The organism is Alteromonas sp. LOR (genome assembly GCF_000753865.1).
In the GTDB taxonomy this organism is placed as follows: Bacteria; Pseudomonadota; Gammaproteobacteria; order Enterobacterales; family Alteromonadaceae; genus Alteromonas.
This window is the reverse complement of record NZ_JQFW01000015.1, coordinates 45,572-57,861: the sequence shown is the minus strand read 5'-3', so window position 1 is coordinate 57,861 and position 12,290 is coordinate 45,572. Positions and strand designations below refer to the sequence as shown.

General features: G+C 44.8%; 7 protein-coding genes. 4 read left to right on the top strand and 3 right to left on the bottom strand.

What is annotated here, in order from left to right:
* Positions 1–38: 38 nt before the first annotated feature.
* Positions 39–1,679 carry a trehalase family glycosidase gene (locus JV36_RS0105570; RefSeq protein WP_034331558.1) on the bottom strand — a complete coding sequence of 547 codons (1,641 nt, stop codon included), beginning with the start codon at positions 1,677–1,679 and terminating at the stop codon, positions 39–41.
* On the bottom strand, positions 1,676–2,923 hold the full coding sequence (locus JV36_RS0105565) for an MFS transporter (protein ID WP_235207781.1): 1,248 nt from the start codon (positions 2,921–2,923) through the stop codon (positions 1,676–1,678). The genes JV36_RS0105570 and JV36_RS0105565 overlap by 4 nt, the downstream gene beginning before the upstream one ends.
* Before the next feature lie 55 nt (positions 2,924–2,978).
* Between JV36_RS0105565 and JV36_RS19685 the strand changes: the two genes are divergently transcribed.
* Entirely contained in the window at positions 2,979–3,122 is a 144-nt protein-coding gene (locus JV36_RS19685) for a hypothetical protein (protein ID WP_160173362.1), read from the top strand.
* 41 nt (positions 3,123–3,163) lie between these two features.
* Here JV36_RS19685 and JV36_RS0105555 read toward each other — a convergent pair whose 3' ends face one another.
* Positions 3,164–4,180: a LacI family DNA-binding transcriptional regulator gene (locus tag JV36_RS0105555; protein WP_032096399.1), complete on the bottom strand. Its 1,017-nt coding sequence runs from the start codon at positions 4,178–4,180 to the stop codon at positions 3,164–3,166.
* A gap of 343 nt (positions 4,181–4,523) precedes the next feature.
* Here JV36_RS0105555 and JV36_RS0105550 point away from each other — a divergent pair, with 343 nt between their 5' ends.
* The 3 genes from JV36_RS0105550 (at position 4,524) to JV36_RS0105540 (ending at position 12,220) form a co-directional block, all read left to right on the top strand.
* Positions 4,524–6,794 (top strand): TonB-dependent receptor, encoded by a 2,271-nt coding sequence (locus JV36_RS0105550; protein ID WP_032096400.1) that lies wholly within the window; start codon positions 4,524–4,526, stop codon positions 6,792–6,794.
* A gap of 282 nt (positions 6,795–7,076) precedes the next feature.
* On the top strand, positions 7,077–8,432 hold the full coding sequence (gene sbcD, locus JV36_RS0105545; RefSeq protein WP_032096401.1) for an exonuclease subunit SbcD: 1,356 nt from the start codon (positions 7,077–7,079) through the stop codon (positions 8,430–8,432).
* Positions 8,429–12,220: an AAA family ATPase gene (locus tag JV36_RS0105540; RefSeq protein WP_032096402.1), complete on the top strand. Its 3,792-nt coding sequence runs from the start codon at positions 8,429–8,431 to the stop codon at positions 12,218–12,220. The genes sbcD and JV36_RS0105540 overlap by 4 nt, the downstream gene beginning before the upstream one ends.
* Positions 12,221–12,290: the final 70 nt, after the last annotated feature.

Sequence of the window (12,290 nt, the reverse complement as noted above, 5' to 3'; positions counted from 1 at the left end):
GCTAAGTGAACAACGAACTGGGTGAAATAGGGGCAAAACTACCCCTTGAGCGCGTTTTTGAAATAGCTGTAAACGCCGTTAGTCCATCCAAATCCCAACTGTACATCATATTCGCCGCCCCCTGCAGTCTCAGTAGGCACGCACACATTATACTTTTCAAGTAAGGCACCGGTATTGGCAAAGCTATCTTCAACCGTAGTGCAAAAACGCTGCATAATTTCTGTAGCATCGTCGTTGAAACCATAATTTGCCATACCTATTGCTGCAAAAAATTGCAGAGGTGCCCAGCCGTTTGGCGCATCCCATTGTTGAGATGTAGTGTTTGTAGTAGTTACTACGCCACCCTTTTTAAGCAAATCGTTCATCAGTGTGTGTTGGACTGTAGCAGCCTGAGTATCGCTTGCTATGTTCACAAAAAGCGGAACAGTCATAGCCGCTGATACAACAGACGTTTGTGTCATGCTAGGAAAGTGGCAGTCAAAGTAACCGCCTTTCTTTGCACTGTACAAGTAAGTATTTATAGCCTGTTTTCTGCTTGTTAACGCATCTTGGTAAATTGCGCGCTCTTTGCCTTCGGTCACCCGTGATAGTGTTTGTTCTAGTGAAGCTAAAAGCGCATTTAAATCGATAGGGAGCAGTTCTGTGGTTCTGATGCTTTCAAGCTGCTGTGGGTTTTCAAGCCAGCGAGAGCTGAAGTCCCAGCCCGATTCGCAGGCCGCCCTGATATGTTGATAAAACCCGCCTTTATCGGCATTGATATTATTAGCAGTTTCTATGTCTTCCCTATAAGATTCGGGCCTTGGTGTTGGCTCGGGATCGAAATAGCGATTTAACACAGCGCCGCAGGGCATTGTCACGGTGCGAAGTTCGGCCCGCGTTTTTACGTGATCTCTACTAGTTTCGCTAGAGGCTTTATTACGGTCGCTAAGGGCTTTGTCTTCGCTAAAGGCTTTGTCTTCGCTAAAGGCTTTATCACCATCGCTTAAGGCTTTATCACCGTCGCTAAGGGCTTTATTAGCCCCTTGCATCCAAAAGGCGTACTCTTTTTTTAGCCCATCAATGATGTAGGCTCTTTGTTTTTCTGAAAGTTGGTTTTCTAGCAAGTTGTAGAACAACGCTAAAATAGGCGGCTGACTTCTAGAGTGATAATAAGCCCGGTTGCCGTTGGGGATACAGCCCACTTCGTTAAGAATATCTACAAAGTTTTCCAGCATATTAATAGCCATATCGCTTCGCCCAGCATGCACAAGACCCTGCGCGGTAAAATAACTATCCCAGTAATAAATCTCGCGAAAACGACCACCTGGCACAATGTAAGGGCGAGCTAACGCAATTAAACTATCTTTGTGTTGAGTATCGGGAGTGCGCGTAAGTACATCCCACATATTGGCAATATAAGTAGTTATATCGTCGCATGGCAACGTCGAGGTCGCATTGTCGCTATCTGGTAGCGTAAAGTGTGCGTCCACAAAGTTGTGCAAGTCTACCTCGCCACCTTCCTCACTCGCTATCTGCAACTCTTGTTCGTATTGTTGAAGTACTGTTGTTAGGTCTGTTTTTACTATGGCATCGGCAAAGGTTTTGCTATCAGGAAATAGTTCGGCCATTTGAACGTGTCGAAATAAGTCGCTGTTAAAAAACGCCAGACTGTCGCGCCAGCTATGCAAAGAAGAGTTCATGATGATGAGGCATCCTGTAATTCAGAAGAAGATGATGCTTTTTTGAAGAAAAAGAGCGTGGCAAGAAGTCCCGCTATAGGAACAAGGGATAGGTAAAACGCGTTTTGTCCTCCCATGGCATCAAAGACAAAACCAGTGACGATTGAGCCTGTTGTGCCACCAAGGGCCGAAAACACAACTATGAGCCCAGTCATTGGCGCATGCTGCTGCAAAGGCAGGGCGCTTAACATAACTGAGTTAATAACTGGGTAAATTGGCGCCATCATTAGTCCAATCATTGGTATAAGAAATGCTGCTAGTGGGGCGCCGGTCCAACTGGATATATCACTATGCGCGCCGCTATTTTCAGCCAAAGGTAAGCTAATAAGCATGACAATTGCCATTCCCACAAGACAGATGTTTAAAAACGGATACCAGTTCATTTTTCTTAGCACAGCACCGGCTGTCAAGCGGCCCACTGCGAGGGCTATGGCGAAAATGCTCGTCATTTGAATGCTCACTTGGGTAGGTAATCCAAGCACCTCTTTATTGAAGGTTGGTAGCCATGAACCTATGCCTTGTTCAATCAATACATAGAGAAAGATAGAAAAAATGAATACTAATACCAGCGGCTTGTAGGCAAGTCTGAGCATGCTAGTGAATTCACTTGCAATGGTAGCGTCGTCAGAAAGCTTCACCGCCTTAATGGGCGCAAACATCACAATAACAAACGTAAGCGCAACTAAGGCAGCAAGAAGATAATAAACATTGAGCCAAGCAAGAGAGGCGTCGTTATTCGGATCGATAAAGCCCGCGAAAATCCAATAGCCAGACAAAACACCCAACATAAAAATGCCCTCTATGGTGTTCATTAATGATGAGTGGGTTTTTGTCGACGATGAAAGCTGACCAATAATGGCGTACACCGACACTTTCACTAGGGCAAATGCTGTTCCGATGCAGGCGAACAGCATTTTAATGAACATAAAATTAGCGACTGATGGGGTAAGAGCGCAGGCTACAGCAACAAGAGCTAAGCCTAATAGCATGGCAATTTTATACCCGAACCGAGGAATAACGCTGGCTACCAAAAAAGACACAATGGCAATGGAAAGGTCTTTAAACCCCTCGAGGGTGCTCGCTTGAGGTTTACTAATGTCGAAACTATTGATGGATTGTAGGATCACCGTGCCTACGCTATTTAGCAGTATGGCGAAGACATAATAACTCACCGCAATGGCAGCAATAATCATCAAACGAGACATGTGTAAACACTCTGTTAACTTAATTAAGCTGGAGTGTAATGCTAAGAAAATAAAAATGCAAACGTTTGCATTTGAAGGTGTGTTTGTATTGAGTGACGCGTTTGTATTAAGTCGTGCGTTTGCATTCAGTGATACGCAAGCGCAGCATGAGTGGCTAACAAAGTATTGCGATGGGCGTTTAAGGATAAATGCTGTTTAGGCGGTTTTGTTAACGCTGCAGACTGAATAAAGCGACTGCGTTTATTTAGTTGAACGCCTTACAATGAGCGAAGTTTCAACCACTTGATTTTCGGTTGGCTTATTTTCTAACTGATTAAGTAGCTGCTCAACCATAAGTGTAGCGGCTTGCTGAGTATTTTGCCTTATGGTAGTGAGTGCAGGGTGCATGAGCTCGGCTAGTGATATATCGTCATAGCCCACTATGCCTACATCGCTTGGAATGCCGACGTAGCGCTCTTTAAGTGCTTTTAAAGCACCCAGTGCTACCATGTCACTGACGCACACAATGCCATCGAAATCGAGGCCGTTAGCCTTTATCCGATCATTCATGTACTGATAAGCCGTTTTTGAAGTTATATCAATAGCGCCTACATGAGAAAAGTCTGGCACTATGTTGGCCTCTTCGTGAGCTTGCATAAAGCCCCTAAGTCTTTCTCGCATTTCTGCGTGTTCTGAATCACCGAGAAATAGCACTCGCTTCGCCCCCTGACTCAAGAGGTACTTGGTTGCTTCATAGCCACCTAAAAAATTATTGCCGCCCACAATGGGGTACCCAGCATCAGTTTTAGTGTCTCCCCATACCACAATGGGCACGCCACTTTTAGCAGCACGATCAATCTTTTCTGTGGTTTTACCTTGTCCAATAACCAAAATGCCATCGGCCCGTTGACTGTGAATAAAATAATTAGCCCAATCGTCGGAGGCCATAAAAGAATTAGACAGCAGTAGTTCGTAACCTTTGGCGTTTAGCGCCTGGTTCAATTCGCCGACTAACTTAAGTAAAAATGGGTCTGTGGTGCTTTGTTCAGTATTGTCGATAAGGTTGAGAATAACGGCAATCACGTTGGTTTTTTGTGTTCGCAATCTACTGGCTGCGGCGTTAATGCTGAAATTATACTCTTTAGCGAGCGCCTGAATTTTTGTGCGAGTTTCTTTTCTTATCAGTGGGTTATCTTTTAGCGCTCGAGACGCAGTAGAGGTAGACACTCCGGCCAATTCAGCAAGTTTAGCTAGCGTCAGTTTTGTATCAGCAGTCAATGTTTACGTTCTCTAATGTTAATTCTTATTATGCAGGGCATCTTTTGCATAATGAGTGTATTGATTGTAGATAGCCCGACAGCGGCCAAGTTGTGCCAACTCTTACGCATTAAAGCTTATCGTATCAATAAGCTAACAATATAGCGCACAAACACCTTGTATAAAATAGACGTTCTGTTGAATATTAAAAAAATGCAAACGATTGCAATTTTTTCAATTATCGTTTGCAATCGTTTGCAAATGGATCTATTTTGTTGTCAATTCGTGATGTGAATAACATTTTATAAACGTGTTATACGCATTCAGTTAACAACGCAATATAACATTTTCGGGAGCACACACCATGAAAACGTTGTTTACAAAAGCATCACTCGCCAGCGCTATTGCAGTGGCACTTGCACAACCTGCTATCGCACAAGAAGAATCCAAACAAACCACAAAGGAACTCGCCGAAGAAAACGCCGAAATCATTGTGGTAAGTGGTACGCCAGGTGGGGCAGGGATTAGAAAAATTGACGCAAGCTTCGCTGTGACAAACATAGACGCAAGCGACATTGAAAAGTTAGCCCCTAAGTCTACCGCCGACTTATTTAAAGCCATCCCCGGAGTATGGGTAGAGAGCTCTGGTGGTGAGTCTGGTGCCAACGTTTTTGTTCGTGGTTTCCCTGGAGGCGGCGACGCACCATTTCTTACAATAGCGCTTGACGGGTCGCCTATTTACCCAGCGCCAACCCTATCGTTTTTAGAAAACTCTCAGCTTTTCCGTATCGATGAAACCATCGAAATGGTAGAAGGTTTGCGCGGTGGACCTAACCCAGTAGTGAGTAACGGTCAGCCAGGCCTAACGACCAACTTCAGAATGAAGCGTGGTGGAGAGTCTAGCGAAGCAATGGCAAAGTACACAGTGTCGGACTACGGGCTTAATCGTGTTGACGTAGTAGCAAGTGGTGCACTCGCTGACGATCTTTACTACATGGTAGGTGGCTATATTAAAAGCTCTGAAGGGATCAGAGATGCCGGCTTCAATTCAGAGCAGGGTAATCAGTTTACCGTGAACATTACTAAGGTGTTCGATAAAGGCGAGCTTAACTTATACACCCGTCAAACTGATGACCGTGGCACTTGGTATTTACCTACACCGCTTAACGTCGAAGGTATTGATGCTAATTATACTCAAATAGGCCCACTTAACAGACAAGCCACAATTACCTATGGTCCAGACGATACTACCGAGGCGTTTGATTTTGGTGATGGGCGAGGCTGGGACGGTCATGTGAGTGGCGGAAGCTTGAAGCTTGAGTTGGGTGATGACTGGTTTCTTATCGACCGCTTTAACCTAACTAAGGGTGAAGCAAACACGTTTGGTCTTGTTCCAAATGGCGCTGCAGTCACGGTTTCAGACGTAGCCGATAATGGTGAGTCGGCAATTGGCGCCGTAACAAGCACCACTTACGCAGGCGATACGCCCATTCAGCAAATTGGTCGTTGGGTTGTACTTAAAGACATAGAGTCATTTACTAACGATTTAGCGATATCGAAAAGCTGGGAAGATTTTGATGCTTCATTCGGTATTTACAGTGCATCAACTAAATCAGAAGACTGGTGGAGCATAGGTAATACGGCTTATCACGTGTTGCAACCAGGCGGTGAATTGCTTGATGGCATCGAATGTAATAACAGTGCTGAGGGATGTGGTTTTAACTACGATATTAACTCGGTAGGCGATGCCAGCACGTTTGCTTTCTACGCAACCAGTAAATGGTATGCGACAACCGACTTAAGCATCGATTTAGGCCTACGCCGTGAGAATCACGAAGTGAATTACTCAGTGGATGAAGGTTTAGACGGCACAATCACCAAAGCCCTTGAATACGATGAAACCAAAACATCGTGGACCTTAGGAGCGAACTACGCTTTAAACGATAACAGCGGCGTTTTCATTCGCACCAACCGCGGTTACAAAATGCCGTACTTCGATGATTTTCGTGACAACTGGGGGGCTTATACTGGCGGAAACGACCTCATTCAGGAGATCATGCAAGCGGAATTGGGCTATAAATTTATGAACGATAGCGTGCAATTTTTTGCAACTGCTTTCGCGAATGAAGTTGAAGGTGATACGTTTGTACGCCGACCTGGCGCGCCAGCTGAAATTCTTACTAATGAAGCCTACGGTGTTGAGCTAGATGGTAGATACAGCCATGACTCTGGCTTCTCTTTAAGTGTTAATGCAACGCTTCAAGAAACTGAAATTACAGCAAGTGCGACTAATGAAGGTAACGAGGCCCAGCGCCAGCCAGGTTGGCAGGTGCGTGTGACGCCAAGCTACGATTTTGATATTGGTGACATGTACGCAACAGTGTATGGAACCCTGTCTGCAGTAGACGACCGCTTTGGTAACAACGAGAACACAGTTGTACTAGAGGGTTACGAAAAAATTGATGTGGGTATGACCTTAGACCCAACAGAATCGCTTCGCCTTCAACTGTCGGTTGATAACTTAACCGATGAACAGGGCATTACAGAGGGTGATCCTCGTAATCCAGAAGCACCTAATGGCCGTTTCATTATGCCGCGCAGTGTAAGATTTAGCGTGTCATATCTATTTTTCTAAATGCTTTTAGCTAGAAAAACCAAAGGGCTGGCGCTAAACACGCCAGCCTTTTTTATTTGTATATTCTACTTACACTTCCGGTCAGCATTTCTCGAGTTAGCAGTTTAAAATATACCAGCTGCTCACAGGATTACATTCCTTGCAAATTCATATGGCCCATTGTCATAAAAGTAGAATATCTCTATAGTTCAACGGTAACTCCTTGAGTCTGTTTAACAGCACTTTGCGAGTTCAATATACGTCACTTTATTCTTTCCAAACGCATTCTGGTTCTCCAATTACATGAAAATATTGCATACGTCTGACTGGCATTTAGGGCAGAGCTTTTTTACAAAAAGCCGAAAGCACGAACATGACGCATTTTTGAAATGGCTTTTAAATGAAGTCGACACTCATGCAATAGATGCGGTGATTGTGGCGGGCGATGTGTTTGATACAGGTACGCCTCCTAGCTACGCACGAGAGCTTTATCATGCATTTATTGGTGCGCTGCAAGGTCGGCAATGCACTCTTGTTGTACTGGGGGGAAACCACGACTCTGTTTCTGTACTTAACGAGAGTAAATCGCTGCTTAAGTATTTAAATAGTCACGTTATCGCCAGCACGTTTGGTGATAGCGCCGAACAGGTTATTGCGCTTAAAAATAGCGCCGATGAGGTTGGCGCTATTTTATGTGCCGTGCCGTTTATTCGCCCAAAAGATGTGTTGGTGAGTACAGCAGGACAAAGTGCGATAGATAAGCGCCATGCGTTGGGTGAAGCAATAAAGCAGCATTACGCGATGTTATATCAGCAAGCTATTGCGCTTCGACATTCGATTGCAGCACAAACACAGCGGCAGGCCGAGACTATTCCCATAGTTGCTACAGGCCACTTAACTGCGCTGGGTGTCAGTCAGTCTGAAAGCGTGCGGGATATTTATATCGGTACGTTAGAAGGGTTCGATGCAGGTGGCTTCCCTCCGGCCGATTACATTGCCTTAGGTCATATCCACCGTCCACAGAAGGTGGCTAAAACCGAGCATATTCGTTACTCCGGCTCGCCAATACCCTTAAGCTTTGATGAACTGAATACGCAAAAGCAGGTTGTTATGGTGGAGTTTTCATCTGGCCAAACCGCTATCACGCCGGTTCCCGTTCCGCGCTTTCAAGCTATGGAGGTGATTAAAGGAGATTTAGCGAGTATTGAATTAGGAATTAATAGCAGCAGCGCTATTGCTGATGCCACAGAGCTTTCGCCTGTGTGGCTGTGTATTGAAGTTGAAACCCAAGATTACCTTACGGATTTGCAACAGCGTATACAGGCTTTGTTAGAAGATAAAAACGCCGAAATTTTACAACTCAAGCGTGTGAGAAAAAGCGCCACGAAAAGCTTAAGTGAAACAAAAAACAGGCAATTGAGCGAGCTGTCGGTTAAAGAGGTGTTTGAGGCGCGGTTGGCCCTCGAAGATTTTGACAGCCTTGAGCGGGAGAATAGCCCTGAGCCAGATGAAAACACATCCACTCAAGCATCATCAACAAACCGTAAAGCGCGCATAACACAACTGTTTTCAGAGGCAGTAGAGCGAGTTCACGCTAATGACGAGGACAATGACGCTCTTGTTAATAGCAGCAAAGCAGATAAGGAGCAGGCGAAGTGAAAATATTAACCCTGCGACTTAAAAACTTAAATGCCCTAAAGGGCGAGTGGAAGATAGATTTCACCCAGTCACCTTTTGTTGATAATGGGTTATTTGCTATTACCGGGCCAACCGGTGCGGGTAAAACCACATTGCTCGATGCCATCTGTTTAGCGCTTTACCATCAAACGCCTCGTTTAGGCACTATCTCTTCTACGGCCAACGATATTATGACTCGCGGCACGGCAGAGTGTTTAGCAGAAGTGGAGTTTGATATTAAAGGCAAAGCTTATCGTGCGTTTTGGAGTATGCGCAGGGCGCGAGGCAAGGCCGATGGCAATTTGCAAAGTGCCGACGTTGAACTCGCCGAGGTAGACACTGGCAAAGTATTAGCAACCCAGGTTCGACCTAAAAGTGATGAAGTAGAACGACTTACTGGGCTTAACTTTGCCCGCTTTACTAAGTCGATGATGCTGTCTCAAGGCGACTTTGCGGCATTTTTGAATGCTAATGAAAATGACAGAGCCGAGCTATTAGAAGAGCTCACGGGAACAGAAATTTACGGTCAAATTTCTCAAGCGGTTCATGCCCAATTTTCTGAAGCCAAACAAAAAAAGAAAGACTTTGGGTTAATGTTAGAGGGCGTAACCCTGCTTAGCGAACATGAAACTAAGACCCTAAATGATGAACTCACGCAGACCAAACAACACATTGCCGATTTATCTGCAGAGCTTCACGTATTGCACCAGCAAAAGCAGTGGCAAGATGCGATTAAAGAAAATGAACACGCCGTAAATGAAGCGCAACATCTACAAAAAGCTGCGCAGAGTGACGCAGACGAGGCAAAAAGCAAGCTGGACAAATTAGCACAAAGTGAACCTGCCGAGGTGCTACGAGTTCCTTATTTTAAATATAAATCGATTCAAGATGATGTGACTGTTTATGAGGGGCGACTGAAAGAAAAAGAACAGCAGTTACCTTATGCTCAGGCGGCATGCAGTGAGGCGCAACAGTCTGTAGCGCATGCCGAGGAAGCGCTGAAAGAAGCAAAGACTAACAATACTCGTCTTGAAGAACGCATCAATAACCATGTGTTGCCCATAGACAATAAAATTCAGCAGACCACAGACACCCTGAGCGAGTTAACCAATACCATATCTACGTTAACGGCATCTCTTGGTGAGCAAGAGCAAGAAAAGTCGCGAATTGAAAAGGCTTTCTCTCAGCAGCGCGCGCTTAAAGAAGAGTTATCGTCTTACTTACAGTCGCACAGGCACATCGGCAACATTGCCGAGCATATAAGCGGCTGGAGTGAATCTGCGGTAAGCATAAATAACGAACGAGGGTTAATAAACTCGTGGGTCGCTAAGCGCAATGAAAATGCACACGCGTTAAGTCAGCTATCAGAAAAGGTAAGCCAACGTTTTGATGAAGTATCAAAATTCACTGTAGAAACTGAACGGCTTAAAGAGCAAGTGGAGAGCTATCAACATGCACTTAATTTGCTGCTAAATGGTGATGAAAAAGCAACACTGAGTGATGAAGTTGCAGTAAAGCTTAAGCACTGGGATAACATTATTCAGTGCGATCATTTGCAGCTACAGTACAAAGCGCTGACGGATGATGTGAATAATATTGCGGCAGGTGATGAAGCGCGTGAAAACGAAAAAGCGACGCAAAAAGCCAAACGTGACAGTTTGGTGGATGACTACAAAAATACGAAAGCAAGATTAAAAGAAATCGATGAGATCATATCACTGAACAACGAGGTAGCGCACTTACGTGCTCAACTTAATGACGGCGAGGCGTGTCCAGTATGCGGTGCAAATGAACACAAAGTAGACTCGGTAAATATTGATGTACCCGCAACAGTGCAAAAGCGAGATGCTCTCAAACAACAGTTAGAAGATATAGAGCAAGAGGGAACAAAAGCCAAAGAAGCACTGGCAAAAGCTGAGATGGCTATTGAACAAGCCCTCGCAAATAAAAGTGCTATTACTAAGCGGTTAGAAGAATTAAAAGTGCAGTGGCAACGCCAGCAAGAAGTGATTAGCAACGCCATCGACTCAGCATTTAGTGAAATACCCGTAGAAGGCAACGCTCAATTTACACGCTTTAGCAACGCATACAAAGCGCGTATCGATTCTCTTAATCGGCAATTAAAAGATATTGAGCAGGCGGAGCAACAGTTAACCGACGAGAAAGCCAAGCACTACAATGCACAACGCGAACTGTCGAGTGCAAATGGTGAGCACCAGTTACTGTTACAACAACAGCAAAACGTGCAGGCATCCATTGCTGAGCTGGAAAAAGATATTGAGGAAAAACAGCGAGCACTCAATGAAAAAGAAAGCGCACTAATTGCAGCGATAGCCGAAGTTACCCGAGCTAATTCGGATATTTCTGGCGCTAATACTTCTGATGATAATACTTTTGAAGGTAAAAACACTGGAGTCGAATTTACAGCTCCTGCACCTCAAGACCTAACGCAATGGTTAAAAGAAAAGGCCGACGCACTCAACGTTTACAAAGCAAAGCAGCATGAGCTTGAGTTACTGTTGCCAAGCATTAATGCCTTTAACGAGAATTTAGCTACGCTTACCCGTGAAATAGCGGCTTATCAGCAGCAGCTGAAAGAAAGTACTGAAAGAGTAAAGCAATATGAAGATTCTCTGTCGTCATTCAACGCTAAACGACAGGAGGTATTCCCAGAGCAAAACATAGCCGCAGTGCGAAAAATCGCCGCTGACAACATAGAGCGTATTGAGCAACAGTTAACTGAATATCGTGCCAAGCAGCAGGGCGCCAACAATACCGCTGCTCGCTTAGATGCGGAAAAAGAGCAGCTTATCGAACAGTTAATGACTAAACGAGAGCAGCTTGCCATTGCTCGTAGTGATTTTGACTGCCTGCTTAACAAAAGCCCCTTTGAAAGCGAGGAGGCCTTTACTCAATCGCTGCTTGATGAAGAAACCCGAGAGCAGCTTGTTGCACTCAAACACTCGATTTCGCAGAAGCTGCAACATGCTGAATTACTAGTGGCCAATGCTGTTACGCAGCAAGAAAAGCTTAAAGGGAACGAGAATGCTGAGCGCTGGCACCAGTTACTTGAAGACCGCGGGCCGCTGCAGGTCAGCGAGAATATAGCTGAGAAAAATGAGCGTAAAGACGCGTTGCTGTCTACCCAAGGTCAGATAGCTCAGCAGCTATCAGCCAATGCACAGGCACAAGAAAAACAGCAGACATTAATAGAAGAAATGGCGCGTTTTGAGGCCTATTACGACGATATTACGTATCTGCATTCCCTAATCGGCTCAGCCAACGGTGACAAGTTTAGACGTTTTGCTCAAGGCCTTACTTTAGATAACTTGGTAGTGCTGGCTAATCAGCAGCTTGATAAGTTACACGGGCGTTATCAGCTAATTCGCAAAGAGAATGAAGGGTTAGGTTTGAGTGTGGTAGATACATGGCAAGGTGATGTATTAAGAGATACCAAAACCTTATCTGGAGGCGAAAGCTTTTTGGTGAGTTTGGCGTTGGCGCTGTCTCTTTCTGATTTGGTAAGTTATAAAACCAGTATCGATTCATTGTTCTTAGATGAAGGCTTTGGCACCTTGGATGCTGAAACCCTAGACGTGGCCTTAGATGCACTTGATAACCTTAATGCTAGTGGCAAAATGATTGGTGTTATCAGCCATATTGAGGCCATGAAAGAGCGCATTCCTACTCAGTTAAAGGTTATTAAGCAAAATGGTGTTGGGTTAAGTGCATTGGAAAAGCGCTATTCTGTCCCTTCTACCTTAGTATAGTTTTTAGAACATTCGGCCGCTTTTTTAGCGGAAAAGGCTATTAGCATAATATAGTGAGAGTAATTTTACG